This window comes from Streptomyces sp. NPDC032091, assembly GCF_055580265.1.
On sequence record NZ_JBVILR010000024.1, the window covers coordinates 112280 to 130326 of the forward strand.

Genomic DNA, 18047 nt, shown 5'->3' on the forward strand with positions numbered 1-18047 from the left:
GTGTCTGACGAGAAGTCCGAAAAGTGGCAGAACCCGGTGGCCGGCTTCGGCGTGACCTTCAAGGCCATGTTCAAGAAGCGCCTCACCGAGCAGTACCCGGAGCAGGAGAAGACCACCGCTCCGCGCTTCCACGGAAGGCACCAGCTCAACCGGCACCCCGACGGTCTGGAGAAGTGCATCGGGTGCGAACTGTGCGCCTGGGCCTGTCCCGCCGACGCGATCTACGTGGAGGGCGCGGACAACACCGAGGAGGAGCGCTACTCCCCGGGTGAGCGGTACGGGCGGGTCTACCAGATCAACTACGCCCGCTGCATCCTGTGCGGGCTGTGCATCGAGGCCTGCCCGACCCGGGCGCTGACGATGACGAACGAGTTCGAACTGGCCGACGCCAGCCGCGAGTCGCTGATCTACACCAAGGAGCAGCTGCTCGCCGGGCTGACCGAGGGCATGGTCGACAGCCCGCACTCGATCTTCCCGGGCATGGACGAGCAGGACTACTACCGCGGCCTGGTGACGGGCGCCGCGCCCGGCACCGAGCGGCAGGTGGCCGTCTCCAAGGGCGAGGTCCCGGCCGCGAGCGGCAGCGGGACCGGCGCGGAGAACGGCGCGCAGAACGGTGCTCCGGCCGAGGGGGTCGGAGCATGAACGCCTTCGCGGCCGCCGCCACCACGACCTCCACCGGCGAGGCCCTCCAGTTCTGGGTGCTGGGCACCGTCGCCGTCATCGGCGCGCTCTGCACGATCCTGATGAAGAAGGCCGTGCACAGCGCCCTGTGCCTGGCCGGGACGATGATCGTCCTCGCGGTGTTCTACCTCGCCAACGGGGCGTACTTCCTGGGCGTGGTCCAGGTCGTCGTCTACACCGGCGCCATCATGATGCTGTTCCTCTTCGTGGTCATGCTCGTCGGCGTCACGGCGGCGGACTCCCTGAAGGAGACCATCAAGGGCCAGCGCTGGCTGGCCGCCCTGTGCGGGCTCGGCTTCGGCATCCTGCTGATCGCCGGCCTCGCCAACGCGAAGCTGACCCACTTCAACGGCCTCGGCCGGGTCAACTCCGCGGGCCACGTCGAGGGCCTGGCCCAGCTGATCTTCACCCGCTACATCTTCGCCTTCGAGATCACCGGCGCCCTGCTGATCACGGCGGCCGTCGGCGCGATGGTCCTCACCCACCGCGAGCGCACCGAGCGGGCCGCCACCCAGCGCGAACTCTCCGAGAGGCGCGTGCGCGAGGGCGTCCAGGTCCCGCCGCTGCCGGCCCCCGGCGTCTACGCCCGGCACAACGCCGTGGACATCGCCGGCCTGCTCCCCGACGGCACCCCGTCCGAGCTGACCGTCAGCAAGACGCTGCGCGCCCGCGGCCAGATCCGCGACGTGTCCACCGAGGCCCTGGACGACCTCAAGGCGCTGGAGCAGCGCTCCGCGGAGCGCCTCGGCCGCGACTCCCGAGAGGAGGCCTCGAAGTGAATCCGGTCAACTACCTGTACCTGGCCGCCCTGCTGTTCACCATCGGCGCGGCCGGCGTCCTCATCCGGCGCAACGCCATCGTCCTGTTCATGTGCGTCGAGCTGATGCTCAACGCCTGCAACCTGGCGTTCGTGGCCTTCTCCCGGATGCACGGCAACCTCGACGGCCAGATCATCGCGTTCTTCACGATGGTCGTCGCCGCCGCGGAGGTCGTGGTGGGCCTCGCGATCATCGTGTCGCTGTTCCGTACCCGCCACTCGGCCTCGGTCGACGACGCCAGCCTGATGAAGCTGTAAGGGGCCTTCACCGTGGAGAATCTGATTGCGCTGCTGGTCGGCGCGCCCCTGCTCGGGGCGGCGGTGCTGCTGTGCGGCGGCCGGCGCCTCGACAAGGCGGGCCACTGGCTCGGGACCCTGCTCGCCGCGGTCTCCTTCGGCATCGGCGTGGTCCTCTTCGCCGGCATGCTGGGGCGCGGCGCCGAGGACCGCACCCTGCACCAGCACCTGTTCAGCTGGGTGCCGGTGGAGGGCTTCCAGGCGGACCTCGCCTTCCAGCTCGACCAGCTGTCGATGACCTTCGTCCTGCTGATCTCCGGGGTGGGCACGCTCATCCACGTGTACTCGATCGGGTACATGGAGCACGACGAGCGCCGCCGCCGCTTCTTCGGCTACCTCAACCTGTTCGTCGCGGCGATGCTGCTGCTCGTCCTCGCCGACAACTACCTGCTGCTCTACTTCGGCTGGGAGGGCGTCGGCCTCGCCTCGTACCTCCTGATCGGGTTCTGGCAGCACAAGCCCAGCGCGGCCACCGCCGCGAAGAAGGCCTTCCTGGTCAACCGGGTCGGCGACATGGGCCTGTCGATCGCCATCATGCTGATGTTCACCACCTTCGGGACCTTCGCCTTCGGGCCGGTCCTCGCGAGCGTGAACAAGACCTCGGAGGGCACGCTGACGGCGATCGGCCTGATGCTGCTCCTGGCCGCCTGCGGCAAGTCGGCCCAGGTGCCGCTCCAGTCCTGGCTCGGTGACGCGATGGAGGGCCCGACCCCGGTCTCGGCCCTGATCCACGCGGCCACCATGGTCACCGCCGGCGTATACCTGATCGTCCGCTCGGGCGCGATCTTCAACGGGGCGCCCGACGCCCAGCTGGTGGTCACCGTCGTCGGCGCCGTCACGCTGCTGTTCGGTGCGATCGTCGGTTGCGCGAAGGACGACATCAAGAAGGCCCTCGCGGGGTCCACGATGTCGCAGATCGGCTACATGGTCCTCGCCGCGGGCCTCGGCCCCGTCGGCTACGTCTTCGCGATCATGCACCTGGTGACGCACGGCTTCTTCAAGGCCGGCCTCTTCCTCGGCGCCGGTTCCGTCATGCACGGGATGAACGACGAGGTGGACATGCGCAAGTACGGCGGCCTGCGCACGTACATGCCGGTCACCTTCGTCACCTTCGGCCTCGGCTACCTCGCCATCATCGGCTTCCCCGGCCTGTCCGGCTTCTTCTCCAAGGACAAGATCATCGAGGCGGCCTTCGCGAAGGGCGGCACCGAGGGCTGGATCCTCGGCGGCGCGGCCCTCCTGGGCGCGGGCATCACCGCCTTCTACATGACCCGCGTCATGCTCCTCACCTTCTTCGGCGAGAAGCGCTGGCAGCCCGCCCCCGACGCGGACCAGGTGCCCAGCGCCGAGCCGGCCGCCGAACACCACGCCGGACGGATGCCCCACCCGCACGAGTCCCCGAAGTCCATGACCATCCCGATGATCGTGCTGGCCTTCGGCTCGGTCTTCGCGGGAGGCTTCTTCGGGATCGGCGACCGCTTCCTGAAGTGGCTGGAGCCGGTCACCGGACACGAGCACGGCAACCCGCCGATCGGCGCCCTGACGGTCACCCTGTCCACGATGGTGGTCCTCGTCGTCGGCGTCGCCATCGCCTGGTCGATGTACGGCAGGAAGCCCGTCCCGGTCACCGCCCCGCGCGGCTCGTTCCTCACCCGGGCGGCCCGCCGGGACCTGTTCCAGGACGACTTCAACCACGTCGTCCTCGTGCGCGGCGGAGAGCACCTGACCCGCTCGCTCGTGTACGTCGACCACAGCCTGGTCGACGGAGTGGTCAACGGGACGGCCGCCTCGGTCGGCGGGCTCTCGGGCCGGCTGCGCAAGCTGCAGAACGGCTACGCCCGCAGCTACGCGGTCTCGATGTTCGGGGGCACGGCGATCCTCATCGCCGCGACCCTGCTGATGAGGGCGGTGTGACATGACTTTCCCGCTTCTGACGGTGACGGCCGCGCTCCCCGCGGCCGGCGCGGTCCTCACCGCCGCCGTCCCGGCCAAGCAGCGCACCGCCGCCAAATGGCTCGCGCTGCTGTTCTCCCTGGCGACGCTCGCCCTGGCCGTGCTCGTCGCGGTCCGCTTCGAGCCCGGCGGCGCCCGCTACCAGCTCACCGAATCCCACGCCTGGATCGCCGACTTCGGCGTCCGCTACGAACTGGGCGTGGACGGCATCGGGGTGGCGCTCATCGCGCTCACCGCCCTGCTGATCCCCTTCGTGATCGGGGCCGGCTGGAACGACGCCGACCCCCTGGAGACGAACTCGTCCCGCTGGCGGCCGACCCAGGGCTTCTTCGCCCTGATCCTGCTGGTCGAGGCGATGGTGGTGATCTCCTTCGAGGCCACCGACGTCTTCCTCTTCTACATCTTCTTCGAAGCCATGCTCATCCCGATGTACTTCCTCATCGGCGGCTTCGGCGACCGGGCACACTCCGGCAGCGACGAGAACGCCGCCGCCCAGCGCTCCTACGCCGCGGTCAAGTTCCTCCTCTACAACCTGGTCGGCGGCCTCATCATGCTGGCCGCCGTCATCGGTCTGTACGTGGTCGCCGGGAACTTCTCCCTCCAGGAGATCACCGCCGCACGCGCCGCCGGCACCCTCGACATGGCGACCAACACCGAGCGGCTGCTCTTCCTCGGCTTCTTCTTCGCCTTCGCGGTGAAGGCCCCGCTGTGGCCGCTGCACACCTGGCTGCCCAACGCCATGGGCGAGGCCACCGCCCCGGTCGCCGTCCTGATCACCGCGGTCGTCGACAAGGTCGGCACCTTCGCGATGCTCCGCTTCTGCCTCGGCCTCTTCCCCGAGGCCAGCAAGTGGGCCACCCCCGTGATCCTCGTCCTGGCCCTGGTCAGCATCGTCTACGGCGCGCTGCTCGCCGTCGGACAGCGGGACATCAAGCGGCTGGTCGCCTACGCGTCGATCTCCCACTTCGGCTTCATCATCCTGGGCATCTTCGCGATGACCTCCCAGGGCCAGTCCGGCGCGACGCTCTACATGGTCAACCACGGGATCTCCACGGCGGCGCTGATGCTCGTCGCCGGCTTCCTGATCTCCCGGCGCGGCTCCCGCCTCATCGCCGACTACGGCGGCGTCCAGAAGGTGGCCCCGGTCCTCGCCGGCACCTTCCTCATCGGCGGCCTCGCCACCCTGTCCCTGCCGGGCCTCGCCCCGTTCGTCAGCGAGTTCCTGGTCCTGGTCGGCACCTTCGCCCGGTACCCGGTCGTCGGGATCATCGCCACCCTCGGCATCGTGCTGGCCGCCCTGTACACCCTGGTCCTCTACCAGCGGACCATGACCGGCCCCGTCAGGGAGGAGGTCCGCACCCTGCCGGACCTGCGCCCGCGGGAGCTGCTGGTGGTCGCCCCCCTGATCGCGCTGCTGATCGGACTGGGCGTCTACCCGAAGGTGCTCACCGACATCGTCAACCCGGCGGTGCAGCACACGCTGTCGGACGTGAAGAAGACGGACCCCAAGCCTGAGGTGGCCGTCGAAGCGAAGAACGGGGAGGCGGTCAAGTGAGCACCGCGACTGCTGCCCAGGGCCTGCTGACACTGGCGGCCACCGGACCGGCCGACAGGATCCCGGCCCCGCACATCGAGTACGCGCAGCTCGCGCCCACGCTGATCGTGGTGGGCGCGGCCGTCCTCGGCGTCCTCGTCGAGGCCTTCGTCCCGCGCAGGTCCCGCCACTACGTCCAGGTGTTCCTCGCCGTCGCCGCACTGGCCTCCGCCTTCGCGGCGGTCGTCGCCCTCGCCGCCGGCGGGTACGCGAACACCAAGGCGCACATCGCGGCCATGGGCGCCCTCGCCGTCGACGGCCCCGCGCTGTTCCTCCAGGGCACCATCCTGCTGGCCTCGATCGTCGCCGTCTTCACCTTCGCCGAGCGCCGCCTCGACCCGCAGGCGCACGGCAACCGGGTGGACTCCTTCGCCGCCCAGGCCGCGTCCGTACCGGGCAGCGACAGCGAGAAGGCCGCCGTCAAGGCCGGGTTCACCACCACCGAGGTGTTCCCGCTGGCCCTGTTCGCCGTCTCCGGGATGCTGATCTTCCCGGCGGCCGACGACCTGCTGACCCTGTTCGTCGCGCTGGAGGTGTTCTCCCTCCCGCTCTACCTGCTCTGCGCCCTCGCCCGCCGCCAGCGGCTGATGTCGCAGGAGGCGGCCGTCAAGTACTTCCTGCTCGGCGCCTTCTCCTCGGCGTTCCTGCTCTTCGGCATCGCCCTGCTCTACGGCTACGCGGGCTCCGTCTCGTACGCCGTGATCGCCGACGTCGTCGACGGCACCGTCGCCACCGTCGACCCGGCGCTCGCCTCCACCATGGGCAACGACGCGCTCCTGCTGATCGGCGGCGCGCTGATCCTGATGGGCCTGCTCTTCAAGGTCGGCGCGGTCCCCTTCCACATGTGGACCCCGGACGTCTACCAGGGCGCCCCCACCCCCGTGACCGGCTTCATGGCCGCCGCGACCAAGGTGGCCGCCTTCGGCGCCCTGCTGCGCCTGCTCTACGTGGTCCTGCCCGGGCTGCGCTGGGACTGGCGGCCCGTGATGTGGGGCGTCGCGATCGTCACGATGCTCGCCGGTGCGGTGATCGCCGTGACCCAGACCGATGTGAAGCGGCTGCTGGCGTACTCCTCGATCGCGCACGCCGGGTTCATCCTGGCCGGTGTGATCGCCACCTCGGCGGAAGGCGTCAAGTCCGTCCTCTTCTACCTGGGCGCCTATTCCTTCGTGACGATCGGCGCCTTCGCCGTGGTCACGCTGGTGCGCGACGCGGGCGGCGAGGCCACCCACCTGTCGAAGTGGGCCGGACTGGGGCGGCGTTCGCCGCTCACCGCGGCCGTGTTCGCGGTGTTCCTGCTGGCCTTCGCCGGCATCCCGCTGACGTCCGGCTTCGCCGGGAAGTTCGCCGTGTTCAAGGCGGCCGCGGAGGGCGGGGCCGGGGCGCTGGTCGTCGTCGGTGTGATCTCGTCGGCGATCGCCGCGTTCTTCTACATCCGGGTGATCGTGCTGATGTTCTTCAGCGAGCCGAAGGCCGACGGGCCGACGGTGGCGGTGCCGTCGCCGCTGACGATGACCACCATCGCGGTGGGCGTCGCCGTCACCCTGGTGCTGGGCATCGCGCCGCAGTACTTCCTGGACCTGGCCGGACACGCGAGCACCTTCGTGCGCTGACCCCGTCGCGGGCCGAGGGCCCGGCTCCCCTGCGGGGGAGCCGGGCCCTCGTGCGTCCGGGGCCGGGGGGGCTAACCGTGGTGGGAGTGCGCCGGGTCGGGTGCGGGGTTGCCGGGGCACTTCAGGGCGGTGTTCCAGTTGTGGAAGCGGCCCGCCGGGTTGTTCTTGTAGCCCCACATGTGCAGGTCGTAGTGCTTGGGCATGCCCTCCCAGTGGCCGGGCATGGGTCCGTCGAAGGGCAGGCCGAACATCGACGGCCGGTCGTCCTTGGTCGTCAGGTCCTGGTCCCCGTCGCGGACCATCCACTCCACCGTCTGGAGCGTGCGGCGGCCGTGACGGTCCTTCTCCGTGCTGTAGAGGAGCGCCGTCGGCCTGGCCGGGTCCGTCGACCCCCAGTTGGACTCCTTGACGTAGTGGTAGCCCATGGCGCCCACCCCGAAGGGGTTGGTCATGCACTCCTTGCCGTGCGGGAGGTACCCGTCCTTGATCGCCTCCCGCTCGTCCACGTACTTGGCGGTCACCGCCATGGCCGTGGCCATGTCGCGCATCGCCTTCGCGTCGTGCGGGTCGGGCGCCGGACCGTCCACGGCGTGCGCCGGCGGGAGGGCGGCCAGGACGATGGACGCGCCGGCGACGGCACAGGCGGACAGGGCCTTGAGGCCACGGGATACGGGCATGGGAGCTCCTGGTGTTCTGGGGTCCCGGAGGGGCTGTCGTTCCACCATCGGGGCGGGTCGCGGGCCGTGCACGCGGCGGGCCGCCGAACGGGCGCCGCCGAACGGGGCGCCCCTACGGGGAGGTGGCGGCGGGGGCGGGGGTCGCGGGGGAGGGGGCGACGGCCGGGGTGACGGCGGGGGCCACGGGGGCGGCCGGGCGGGGCCGGGTCGTCCCCGGGCGGCAGGCGACGCTCGGGTTGAACGGCTCGAACCGGCCGGACGGGTTGTCCTTCCACAGCCACAGGTGCAGCGAGTAGTGCACCTTCTGCCCCGGGTAGCGGGCGGGCAGCGGGCCCTTGAAGGGCTCGCCGAAGAGGGAGGGGCGGTCGTCGTCGGTGTCCGTCCGGCCGTCCTTGTCGACGACCATCCATTCGAGGCCGACCAGGCTCCAGTGGCCCTTGCCGTCACCCTCGTAGAGCAGCGCGGTGGGCTTCGCCGGGTCCAGGGAGCCGTCGTAGGCGTGGTTGAAGTGCGGGTAACCCAGCGCGCCGGGGCCCCCGTTCGGGTCCACGACGCAGTACCGGTCGGGCACGTACCCGGCGGAGACGCCGGTGCTGTGCCGGTGGTACTTGGCGGTCGCCCGGTAGGCCAGGGCCAGTTGGGCGGACGGCGTCAGCCGCGGCTTGGGCGCGCCGGCGGCCGCCGGCGCGGACGGCGCGGCCGCCAGGGTGGCGGCGGCCGCGAGGGCGAGGGGAAGGAGTCTGCCGGTACGAGTGACCATGCAGGCAGCGTCACCGCCCCGCCCGGGGCCCGCCACTCAGCGGGCCCGGCCGGGGTAGGTCGTCTCTTTCGGATCTTGCCGGTCAAGCCTGCGTTGTTCGGTGCCGTGCATCGGCGCCTTGGCGGGGCGCCGCCGTACTGGACGTACTTGGTGCCCCGCCAAGGCGGCGAGGTGCGGTGCCGGGCGGCGCGGGCCAGGCGAGATCCGGAAGAGACGGCCTTGACGCCCCCGCCCACGCGGCCGGGCGTGCCGACGGGCACCCGTGCCGGGCGCGCTGCCCGCCGGGGGCCGGGCCGACCGGTCCGGCCCCCGGCGGGGGCCTTCTTCAGGCCGCGCGGGCGGCGTAGGCGCGGACGTCGGCGTCGGGGTCCGTCACCGCGTCCGCCAGGGCGTCCCGGGCCGCCGGGGAGTCGGTGTGGCGCAGGAGGGCCAGGACCGCCGCCTTGCGGACGTCCGCGTCGGGGTCGGCGGCCAGGGTCGCCGCCAGGGCCGGTACGGCCGCCCCCGCGTCCGCCGCCGACAGCGCGGCCGCCGCCCCCGCGCGGACCTGCCAGGCGGGGTCCGCCAGCGCCGCCGCCGCGGTGCCGGCGTACGCGGGCGGGCATCCCGTCGCCGCCAGGGCCCCCAGCGCGGCCCCGCGCACCAGCGGGTCCGGGTCGCCCAGCAGCGGCCCCAGCGCCGACCGCACCCCGGCCCCCTCCCCGGATACCGCCGCCAGCCCCTTCGCCACCGCCACCCGCACCTCGCGGGCCCCGTCCCCGGCGGCCGCCGCCAGCTCCGCGAGGGCGTCGACCGAGACGAGCGCCCGGACGGCGTGCACCCGTACCTCGGTGTCCGGGTCGGCCAGCGACCGTGCGTACAGCGCGGCCTCCCCCAGCCGCAGCGCCCGCAGCCCCTCCAGCGCGGCCGCCCGCACCGCCCGGTCGTCCGCCGCCAGGGCCTCCCGCAGCCCGGCGTCCAGTTCCGGATCGCCCGGCAGCACCTCCAGCAGCTCCCGCAGCGCCCCCGCCGCCGCGGCCCGCACCCCCGGATCCGCGTCCCGCAGCCGCTCGGCCAGCGCGGGCCCCGCCCCGGCGGGCACGGTCTCCCCGACGGCGGCGACGGCCGCGGCCCGCACCGCCGGATCCGGATCGGTGAGGTAACCCCGCAGGGCCGCCAGCTCGGGCGCCTCCTCGGCGAGCGCGAGCAGCTCCAGGATCCGCGGCGTACCCGTACCCGTACCCGCGCGCGCGGCCGGACCCGATGCCGTCGCGGGCTCCGCCCGCGTCCGCGCCCTCGGCGCCGCCTTCGCCGGGCCCGCCGTCGCCACACCGACCAGCCCGACCTCCCCCAGCGGCCGCGACGGCCCGCCAGGCGGGTCGAACTCCGGTACCGGGACCACGTACGGCTCCACCGGCCGCGCCGTGAACTCCATCGCCCCCGCAGCCGACTTGCGCAGGTCCAGGTGGTACAGCCAGTCCGCGTCCGCCCGCTCCGGATGGTCCAGCCGCTCGTGGTAGAGCCCCCAGCGGGACTCCGTACGCGCCAGCGAGGCCCGCGCCGCCATCTCCGCGCAGTCCCGGATGAACGACACCTCCGCGCACCGCATCAGCTCGTGCGCCGACGCCGCCCCCATCTGCGCGATCTCCCCCTCCATCCGGGCGAACGCCTCCACCGCCAGCGACAGCTTCGCGCCCGTCTTCGGCGGGGCCACGTAGTCGTTCACGAACCGCCGCAGCTTGTACTCCACCTGAGGCTGCGGCGGCCCGTCCGGGTTCCGCAGCGGCCGGTAGACCAACTCGTGCGCCGCCGCCAGCTGGTCCGCCGGCAGGTCCCCCTGGTACGCCGTGTACCGCGCGGCGTCCTCCCCGGCCAGGTCCCCGAAGACGAACGCCCCGATCATGTAGTTGTGCGGTACGGACGCCAGGTCGCCGGCCGCGTACAGCCGGGGCACGGTGGTGCGGGCGTGGTCGTCCACCCGCACCCCGGACGCCGAGTGCCCGCCGCACAGCCCGATCTCGGAGATGTGCATCTCCACGTCGTGCGTGCGGTAGTCGTGCCCGCGCCCCGCGTGGAACGTGCCGCGCGTCGGCCGCTCCGTCGTGTGCAGGATCGACTCCAGCGCCGCCACCGACTCCTCGGGCAGATGGCTCAGCTTGAGGTACACCGGGCCCCGGTCCGAGGCGAGTTCGGCCGCGAACTCCGCCATCATCTGCCCCGACCAGTAGTCGGAGTCCACGAACCGCTCGCCGTGCCGGTTGACCTGGTAGCCGCCGAACGGGTTCGCGACGTACGCGCACGCCGGACCGTTGTAGTCCTTGATCAGCGGGTTGATCTGGAAGCACTCGATCCCGGTCAGCGCCGCGCCCGCGTGGTACGCCATGGCGTAGCCGTCCCCGGCGTTGGTCGGGTTCTCGTACGTCCCGTACAGGTACCCGGACGCCGGCAGCCCGAGCCGGCCGCAGGGGCCGGTCGCCAGGACCACCGCCCCGGCCCGGACCGTCACGAAGGCCCCCGTACGGGTGTGGAAGGCCGCCGCCCCGATCGCCCGGCCGTCCTCGGGCGAGGTCAGCACCCGTACCGGCATCACCCGGTTCTCGATGCGGATCCGCTCGCGCATCTCGCGGCGGCGCAGCTGCCGGTAGAGGACCTTCTTGACGTCCTTGCCCTCCGGCATGGGCAGCACGTACGAGCCCGAGCGGTGGACCTGGCGCACCGCGTACTCGCCGTGCTCGTCCTTCTCGAACTTCACCCCGTACGACTCGAGCCGCCGCACCATCGCGAAGCCGCGGGTGGCGGTCTGGCGGACGGTGGACTGGTCGACGATCCCGTCGTTGGCCCGGGTGATCTCGGCGACGTAGTCGTCCGGTTCGGCCCGGCCGGGGATGACGGCGTTGTTGACCCCGTCCATGCCCATGGCGAGGGCGCCGGAGTGCCGGACGTGCGCCTTCTCCAGCAGCAGGACCCGGGCCCCGCGCTCGGCGGCGGTCAGCGCGGCCATCGTGCCGGCGGTGCCGCCGCCGATGACGAGGACGTCGCAGGAGAGTTCCTCGGCGTCGCCGATCGCGGGGATGTCCACGGTGTACTGCCTTTCAGAGGGAGGAGAGGATGCGCTCGCGCAGCTCGGGGTGGGTGGCGGTGCGGTCGCGCGGGGCGGGGACCGGGAGCACCTCGCCGGTGGCGGGCAGGGCGATCCGGTCGCCGAGGTGGAGGGCCTCGTCCACGTCGTGGGTGACGAAGACGACGGTGGCCCCGGTGCCGGCCAGCACCTCCACCAGCAGGTCCTGCATCCCGGCGCGGGTCTGGGCGTCGAGCGCGCCGAAGGGTTCGTCCATCAGGACGGCCCGGGGGCGGCCGGCCAGGGCCCGGGCCAGCTGGACGCGCTGGCGCTGGCCGCCGGAGAGCTGGTGCGGGAGCTTGTGCGCGTGCCCTTCGAGCCCGACGCGCCCCAGCCACTCGGCAGCGGTCCGGCGCCGCTCGGTGCGGGGTACCTTGCGGATCTGGAGGGGGAGTTCGACGTTCGCCCGTACGGTGCGCCAGGGCAGCAGGGAGTCGTCCTGGAACACCAGCGCCCGGTCGGCGCCGGGGCCGCTGATGGGCCGGCCGTCCTGCTCGACGGTGCCGGCCAGGGGCGGGAGCAGTCCGGCGAAGGTCCGCAGCAGGGTCGACTTCCCGCAGCCGGAGGGTCCGACGACGGCGAGCACCTCGCCGGGCTCGACGTCGAGCTCGACCCCGTCGAGGACCGTGCCGCCGGCGGGGTGCCCGAGGCGGGCCCCGCGGAGCGCCAGGGCCGCGCCGGTCCCCTCCGGGGTGGTGGTGGGGGTGCTCATGTCTGCGTACCTCCGCTGCCGGCGCCCTGCGGGACCGGTCCCCTCCCCGCCCTTCCTCCGTTCGCCGGGCCTTCGCCCCGGACCCCGCCGCCCTCGGACGCCGGGCGGGCCGGTATGCCGAACCGGGCCGCACCGCTTCCGCGCGGCGGCCCCCCGACGGAGGACGGCCGGGGGAGCCAGGAGGTCAGGCGGATGCCCAGCCGTTCGACCGCCGTCGCCGTGAGCCACCCCAGGGCCCCGATCGTCGCCATGCCGACGAAGACCCCGGGGTAGTCCACCACCGTGTAGTCCTGCCAGGTCCGGTACCCGACCCCGTACTCGCCCGAGATCATCTCCGCCGAGATCACACAGATCCACGACACCCCGATCCCCACCGACAGCCCCCCGAAGATCCCCGGCAGGGCCCCCGGCAGGACGACGGACAGCAGCACCCGCCCCCGTCCCCCGCCCATGGTGAGCACCGCCTCCTCCCACACCGGCGACAGCGCCGCCACCGCGTGCCGGGTGGAGACCAGCACCGGGAAGAAGGCCGCCGCGCAGGTGATGAAGACGATGCCCTGCTCGTTCGAGGGGAACAGCAGGATCGCCACCGGCACCAGCGCGATCGCCGGGATCGGCCGCAGCACCTCCAGCACCGGACCCACCAGGTCCGACACCAGCCGCGACCGCGCGACGGCGGTTCCGGTGGCCACGCCCAAGGCGGCCGCCAGCGCGAAGCCCGTCACGATCCGGCGCAGGCTGTCCGCCAGGTCGGTCCAGTACACGCCCGTCCCCGCCCGCCGCACCAGCTCGGCCGCCACCTCCCCGGCCGTCGGGAACTGCTCGAACCGCAGCCACAGGTGCACGTCCAGGGAGGTCAGCGCCTGCCACAGCAGCAGCGCCGCCACGAGCGAAGCCGCCCGCAGCACCCGCCGGCGGCCGGTCATCCGGCGAGACCGGTGGCCTCGGCGTAGCTCACGAGCCGCGCGCCGGTGCCCTGCTGCTGCCCGACGTACGCCGCCGCGCCCGCCGCCGTGACGAAGGCCCGCAGCTCGGCGCCCTCCGCGACCCACACGGCCCGGTCGGCGAACCACAGGGTGCCCGTCACCGCGTCCGGTACGTACGCCGCCCGGACCCCGTCCGCCGCCCCGCGCGCCGCCTTGAGCAGCTCGCGCGGGGAGTCGTACGTCGTCGTGGTCTCCTGCCCCTTGAGCCACAGCTCCGGCCGGGCGGGCGCCGCGACCGGGTACCCCGGGCCGCCCGCCGCCGCGAGGCGCTTCAGCGGCTCCGGGTCCACGAAGCCGTCCACGTCCACGTCACCGACCAGCTTGGCGTCCTTCAGCACGGGCACGTCCTGCTTCAGCGCCCCGATCAGCTCAGGGCGCAGCGCCGGGTCGAAGGTCGCGATGCCGTTCGCCCCGTTGTAGAGGTAGACCACCTCCGCCGGCAGACCGGTCGCCTTGGCCACCGCCTCGGCGGCCGGCACCGGCCGGGTGCGCAGGTGGTCCGTGGCCCGGCGCTGGGCGCGCAGGAAGTCGTCCAGCACCCCCGGCCGCAGGGCGGCGAACTTCTCGCGGACGGTGACCCCGTGGAAGGTGGGCAGGTTCAGCTCCGCCCCGTCGTACAGGGCCTTGGCCTTGCCCTCGAACGCCAGCTGTCCGGGCCAGGCCACGAACTGCGAGAGCGCGTCCGCGCTGCCGGCCTGGAGGGCCGAAGCGCCCACACTGGGCTGCTGGTTGAGCTTCTGGATGTCCTTCTCCGGGTCGATCCCGGCGCGCTGGAGGGCCCGTACGAGGGTGCCGTCGGCGGCGGAGCCCACACTGGTGGACACCTTCTTGCCGCGCAGGTCCGCGAGGGACTCCAGCTTCGCGTCGGGTGCGGTGACCACGGTGTTGAGGCCGCCGCGCAGGTTGTAGCCGGTCACCGAGACCAGATGGGTGGGCTGGCCCAGCTCCTTGCCGCGGGCGGCGTTGATCAGGAGCGGGAAGTCGCCCATCGAGCCGATGTCGATCTTCCCGGCGGTCATCTGGGCGGTGATCGGGGCGCCGGTGGCGTAGTCCTGCCAGTCCACCTTGTACGTGACGCCGTCGCGCTTGCCGCGCGCCGCCAGCTCCTCCTCGAAGTAGCCGAGGGAGCGCAGCAGGGTCCCCGCAGTGACGGTGTTGATGGTCTTGGACTGGTAGCCGACGGTCACGGTGACCGTCTTCGCGCCGCCGTCGGCGCCGGAGGCGGCGCCGCCGCAGGCCGTGGCGAGGGGGGCGAGGAGCAGGACGAGCGCGGGCGCGAGCTTCGTGCGCCGGAGCGGGACACGCATGGACGGGGGGCCTTTCACCGGAGCAGATAGGGCATGTTGACGGTCACCGCGCCCGTGGGGCAGCGGGCGGCGCAGGGGCCGCAGTACCAGCACTCGTCGACGTGCATGTAGGCCTTGCCGTCGCTCTCGCGGATGGCGAGGGAGTCGAGGGGACACATGTCGACGCAGAGGGTGCAGCCGTCGATGCACAGGGATTCGTCGATGGTCACGGGCACGTCGGCGCGCTGGGGGACCACGGGCATGGCTGTCTCCGGGAAGGGGGGAAGGGGTACTGCTCGGGGCGTCAGACGGCGCGGCGCAGCAGGCCGCTCATGGTGATCCGGTCACCGCGGAAGCGGATGAACTCCAGGTCCACGGGCCGTCCGTCGGCGAGGTGGGTGAGCCGCTCCAGCATCAGCACGGCGGCCCCGCGCGGGGCCTGGAGGACGGCGGCGGAGTGCGCGTCGGCGTTGACGGCCTCCACGGTGATCTCGGCGTGTCCGAGCGGCTGTCCGCTGAGCCGCTCCAGCAGCCGGAAGACGTCGGTGTGCTCCAGGTCGCAGTCGGGCAGCCCGGCGCCGATGTCCAGGGGGATGTAGGTGAGGTCGAGGGAGAGCGGCAGGCCGTTCAGCAGGCGCAGCCGCTCGATGTAGAGCACGTCGGCGTGCTCGGGCAGGCCCAGGCGGCGGGAGACGGGGGCGGGGGCGCGGACGGGGCCCGCCGTACGGACCTCGTTGGTGACCTCGCCGTGCTCGTGCAGGGTCTCGGCCAGGCCCTGGAGCCGGTCCAGGCCGTGCGGGTACTTCTCGCAGACGACGACGGTCCCGACCCCCGGGCGGCGCTCGACGAGGCGTTCGCCGCGCAGCAGGTCGAGGGCCTGGCGGACGGTGTTGCGCCCGGCGCCGTAGTCGGCGGCGAGGACGTCCTCCAGCGGGAGGGTCCCGCCGGGGTAGCCGCCGGACAGGATCTGGTGGCGCAGCACGTCGGCGAGCTGGCGCGCCTGGTCCGCGCGCAGTCGCCGGCGGCGCGCGGCGGCGACCGGGGCGGTGTGCGGGGAGGTCCGTTCGGCTGGCATGGCAGGGAACGTAGCGGCGGTGCGGGGCGCGTGGTGTTGCAGCGGTATTGCGCCACTCACGAATTCGGTGGCAGGGCCGTGACCTGCGATTTCGGCGGGGTGGCGGAAAGATCCGCCACCCCGCCGCCCACCTGGTGGACTAGCGGGCGCCCACGATGCGGCCGGTGACCTCGCCGAGGCCGACGCGCGTGCCGTCCGGGCCGGGGGCCCAGGCGGTGAGCGTGACCGTGTCGCCGTCCTCCAGGAACGTGCGCTTGCCGTCGGCGAGCTCGATCGCGTCGCGGCCGTTCCAGGTGAGCTCCAGCAGCGAGCCGCGCTGGCCGACCTCCGGGCCGCTGACGGTGCCGGAGCCGAACACGTCACCGGTGCGCAGGGAGGCGCCGTTGACGGTCATGTGGGCCAGCTGCTGGGCCGCGGTCCAGTACATGGACGCGAACGGCGGCCGCGCCACCTCCTGCCCGTTGATCGTCACGGTGATGTGCAGGTCGAAGCCGCCGGGACGGTCGGTGCCGGAGTCGTCCAGGTAGGGCAGGAGCGGGAAGTCCCGCGCCGGCGGGGTGACACGGGCCGCGTCGAGGGCCTCCAGGGGGGTCACCCAGGCGGAGACGGAGGTCGCGAAGGACTTGCCGAGGAAGGGGCCGAGCGGCACGTACTCCCAGGCCTGGATGTCGCGCGCCGACCAGTCGTTGAGGAGGAACAGCCCGAAGACGTGCTCCTCGAAGTCGCCCAGGGCGACCGGGCGGCCCAGCTCCGAGGGGGTGCCCACGACGAAGCCGACCTCGGCCTCGATGTCGAGCTTGACCGACGGGCCGAAGACCGGCGCCGGGTCGGCGGGCGCCTTGCGCTGCCCGGAGGGGCGGACGACGTCCGTGCCGGAGACGACGATCGTGCCCGAGCGGCCGTGGTAACCGATCGGCAGGTGCTTCCAGTTGGGCGTGAGAGCGTCGCCGTCCGGCCGGAAGATGCGGCCGACGTTGGTGGCGTGGTGTTCGCTCGCGTAGAAGTCGACGTAGTCGGCGACCTCGTACGGCAGGTGCAGCGCGACCCCGTCCAGCGACAGCAGGTGCGGCTCGACCGTCGCGCGGTGACCCGGGTCGGTGACCCAGGCGGTCAGCGCGCGGCGCACGTCGCGCCAGGCGGTGCGGCCGGCGGCCAGCAGCGGGTTCAGCGAGCCCTGGGCGAGGAGCCCGGCGTACGGGGACCCGAGCGCGACGGCCACGGCCCCCGCGTCGAGCACGTACCCGCCGATCCGCACACCGACCCGGCGGCGCTGCGGCTCCTCCGGGGTGGAGAAGACGCCGTACGGGAGGTTGTGCGGCCCGAACGGGTCGCCCTCGGGGACATCGAGGGGGCTCTGCTGCGGCATGGGGTACTGCCTCGCTTTCGACGCGGCCCGGGGGTGTCCCGGGGTGGCCTGGGGGTCCTGGGGGCTGGTTGACACGTTACGTGGCGGGTGGGGTCTGTGGGAGGCCGGATTCGGGCGCTATTTGTAGGACTTGTCCAAGGGGGTCCGTATCCTTGGCGCCGTGACTTCCGCCCTCCCCTATGCCTTGATCGCCACCGACCTGGACGGGACTCTGCTGCGCGCCGGTGACACCGTCTCCGCCCGCTCGTGCACGGCACTCGCGACGGCGCGCGCGGCCGGCGCCCGCCACATCGTCGTCACCGGCCGCCCGGTCCCCCAGATCCGTCACGTCCTGGACGACCTTGGGTATACGGGGCTCGCGGTGTGCGGGCAGGGCGCCCAGGTGTACGACGCGGCGCGCGGCGAGCTGCTGCACTCCGTCTCGATGGACCGGGGGTTGGCCGAGGTGGCCCTCGGCAAGATCGAGGCGGAGATCGGTGAGGTGTACACGGCGGTCAACCAGGAGGGTCTGGACGCCGAGATGCTGATAGGGCCCGGCTACCGGATGTGGCACCCGCACCTCCCGACGGTCCGCGTGCCGAGGAGGGGCGACCTGTGGTCGGCCCCGATCACGAAGGTCCTGCTCCAGCACCCGCGGCTGGACGACGACGAGCTGACGCGGGTGGCCCGGTCGGTGGTGGGCGACCTGGTGAACGTCACGATGGCGGGGGAGCACACGGTGGAACTCCAGCCGCCGGGCATCGACAAGGCCAGCGGACTGGCCCGCGCGGCGGAGGCCCTGGGGGTGGCGGCGTCGTCGACGATCGCCTTCGGCGACATGCCGAACGACGTCCCGATGTTCGCCTGGGCGGCCCACGGCGTGGCGATGGCGAACGCCCACCGCGAACTGGTCGCCGTGGCGGACGAAGTGACCCTGTCGAACGAGGCGGACGGCATCGCGGTGGTCCTGGAGCGGCTGTACGGGTGAGGTGGGGGCTGGGCGGGGTCGGGGGAGGGCGGGGTCCCGGCGGGGCGGTCTCAGGGAGGGGTTGGGGGTTTCCCGTCAGTCTCATCGTCCTTCCGTGTCGGGCCGGCCTGTCAAGGGCGCTCCTTCGTCGCGTCGCTGCGCGATGGCCTTCGGCCACCCTTGA

Annotated in this window: 16 protein-coding genes; 7 read left to right on the plus strand and 9 right to left on the minus strand. The window is 72.8% G+C overall.

The genetic code is table 11. The features are described from left to right. The 6 genes from nuoI to nuoN are packed head-to-tail and all read left to right on the plus strand — an operon-like array spanning position 1 to position 6958. Positions 1–645, plus strand: coding sequence for an NADH-quinone oxidoreductase subunit NuoI (gene nuoI / locus ACZ5NJ_RS31010; RefSeq protein ID WP_468769146.1), 645 nt, complete (start codon positions 1–3; stop codon positions 643–645). Beyond that, on the plus strand, positions 642–1463 hold the full coding sequence (locus ACZ5NJ_RS31015) for an NADH-quinone oxidoreductase subunit J (RefSeq protein ID WP_468769147.1): 822 nt from the start codon (positions 642–644) through the stop codon (positions 1461–1463). Before nuoI ends, ACZ5NJ_RS31015 begins: the two co-directional genes overlap by 4 nt. Further along, positions 1460–1759 carry an NADH-quinone oxidoreductase subunit NuoK gene (gene nuoK / locus ACZ5NJ_RS31020; RefSeq protein WP_045946785.1) on the plus strand — a complete coding sequence of 100 codons (300 nt, stop codon included), beginning with the start codon at positions 1460–1462 and terminating at the stop codon, positions 1757–1759. The genes ACZ5NJ_RS31015 and nuoK overlap by 4 nt, the downstream gene beginning before the upstream one ends. A 12-nt stretch (positions 1760–1771) precedes the next feature. Then, positions 1772–3712 (plus strand): NADH-quinone oxidoreductase subunit L, encoded by a 1941-nt coding sequence (gene nuoL / locus ACZ5NJ_RS31025; protein WP_468769148.1) that lies wholly within the window; start codon positions 1772–1774, stop codon positions 3710–3712. 1 nt (position 3713) lies between these two features. Next, on the plus strand, positions 3714–5306 hold the full coding sequence (locus ACZ5NJ_RS31030; protein WP_468769149.1) for an NADH-quinone oxidoreductase subunit M: 1593 nt from the start codon (positions 3714–3716) through the stop codon (positions 5304–5306). 23 nt (positions 5307–5329) lie between these two features. Continuing rightward, entirely contained in the window at positions 5330–6958 is a 1629-nt protein-coding gene (gene nuoN / locus ACZ5NJ_RS31035; RefSeq protein ID WP_468769169.1) for an NADH-quinone oxidoreductase subunit NuoN, read from the plus strand. Between the two features lie 71 nt (positions 6959–7029). On the opposite strand, the gene ACZ5NJ_RS31040 is transcribed toward nuoN, so the two are convergent. The 9 genes from ACZ5NJ_RS31040 to fahA form a co-directional block, all read right to left on the minus strand. Beyond that, positions 7030–7635 (minus strand): hypothetical protein, encoded by a 606-nt coding sequence (locus tag ACZ5NJ_RS31040; RefSeq protein WP_468769150.1) that lies wholly within the window; start codon positions 7633–7635, stop codon positions 7030–7032. Positions 7636–7747: 112 nt separating this feature from the next. Beyond that, positions 7748–8395 carry a hypothetical protein gene (locus tag ACZ5NJ_RS31045; RefSeq protein WP_468769151.1) on the minus strand — a complete coding sequence of 216 codons (648 nt, stop codon included), beginning with the start codon at positions 8393–8395 and terminating at the stop codon, positions 7748–7750. Between the two features lie 325 nt (positions 8396–8720). Continuing rightward, entirely contained in the window at positions 8721–11453 is a 2733-nt protein-coding gene (locus tag ACZ5NJ_RS31050) for a fumarate reductase/succinate dehydrogenase flavoprotein subunit (protein WP_468769152.1), read from the minus strand. A gap of 13 nt (positions 11454–11466) precedes the next feature. Next, complete coding sequence (locus tag ACZ5NJ_RS31055; protein ID WP_468769153.1) at positions 11467–12204, minus strand: ABC transporter ATP-binding protein; 738 nt, start codon at positions 12202–12204, stop codon at positions 11467–11469. Continuing rightward, on the minus strand, positions 12201–13130 hold the full coding sequence (locus tag ACZ5NJ_RS31060; RefSeq protein ID WP_468769155.1) for an ABC transporter permease: 930 nt from the start codon (positions 13128–13130) through the stop codon (positions 12201–12203). Before ACZ5NJ_RS31060 ends, ACZ5NJ_RS31055 begins: the two co-directional genes overlap by 4 nt. Next, positions 13127–14497: an ABC transporter substrate-binding protein gene (locus tag ACZ5NJ_RS31065; RefSeq protein ID WP_468769157.1), complete on the minus strand. Its 1371-nt coding sequence runs from the start codon at positions 14495–14497 to the stop codon at positions 13127–13129. Before ACZ5NJ_RS31065 ends, ACZ5NJ_RS31060 begins: the two co-directional genes overlap by 4 nt. A gap of 14 nt (positions 14498–14511) precedes the next feature. After that, entirely contained in the window at positions 14512–14739 is a 228-nt protein-coding gene (locus ACZ5NJ_RS31070; RefSeq protein WP_468769159.1) for a 4Fe-4S dicluster domain-containing protein, read from the minus strand. Between the two features lie 41 nt (positions 14740–14780). After that, a complete protein-coding gene (locus ACZ5NJ_RS31075; protein WP_468769161.1) occupies positions 14781–15551 on the minus strand; it encodes a GntR family transcriptional regulator in 771 nt (256 codons plus the stop codon). A gap of 139 nt (positions 15552–15690) precedes the next feature. Then, positions 15691–16917: a fumarylacetoacetase gene (gene fahA / locus ACZ5NJ_RS31080; RefSeq protein ID WP_468769162.1), complete on the minus strand. Its 1227-nt coding sequence runs from the start codon at positions 16915–16917 to the stop codon at positions 15691–15693. 160 nt (positions 16918–17077) lie between these two features. On the opposite strand from fahA, the gene ACZ5NJ_RS31085 reads away from it, so the two are divergent. Further along, positions 17078–17884 (plus strand): HAD family hydrolase, encoded by an 807-nt coding sequence (locus ACZ5NJ_RS31085; protein WP_468769164.1) that lies wholly within the window; start codon positions 17078–17080, stop codon positions 17882–17884. Positions 17885–18047 lie beyond the last annotated feature (163 nt).

Coding starts and splice junctions, on each gene's coding strand:
- ACZ5NJ_RS31015 (WP_468769147.1), top strand. CDS start 642: ATGAACGCCTTCGCGGCCGCCGCCACCACGACCTCCACCGGCGAGGCC.
- ACZ5NJ_RS31030 (WP_468769149.1), top strand. CDS start 3,714: ATGACTTTCCCGCTTCTGACGGTGACGGCCGCGCTCCCCGCGGCCGGC.
- ACZ5NJ_RS31040 (WP_468769150.1), bottom strand. CDS start 7,635: ATGCCCGTATCCCGTGGCCTCAAGGCCCTGTCCGCCTGTGCCGTCGCC.
- ACZ5NJ_RS31045 (WP_468769151.1), bottom strand. CDS start 8,395: ATGGTCACTCGTACCGGCAGACTCCTTCCCCTCGCCCTCGCGGCCGCC.
- ACZ5NJ_RS31055 (WP_468769153.1), bottom strand. CDS start 12,204: ATGAGCACCCCCACCACCACCCCGGAGGGGACCGGCGCGGCCCTGGCG.
- ACZ5NJ_RS31060 (WP_468769155.1), bottom strand. CDS start 13,130: ATGACCGGCCGCCGGCGGGTGCTGCGGGCGGCTTCGCTCGTGGCGGCG.
- ACZ5NJ_RS31065 (WP_468769157.1), bottom strand. CDS start 14,497: ATGCGTGTCCCGCTCCGGCGCACGAAGCTCGCGCCCGCGCTCGTCCTG.
- ACZ5NJ_RS31070 (WP_468769159.1), bottom strand. CDS start 14,739: ATGCCCGTGGTCCCCCAGCGCGCCGACGTGCCCGTGACCATCGACGAA.
- ACZ5NJ_RS31075 (WP_468769161.1), bottom strand. CDS start 15,551: ATGCCAGCCGAACGGACCTCCCCGCACACCGCCCCGGTCGCCGCCGCG.
- fahA (WP_468769162.1), bottom strand. CDS start 16,917: ATGCCGCAGCAGAGCCCCCTCGATGTCCCCGAGGGCGACCCGTTCGGG.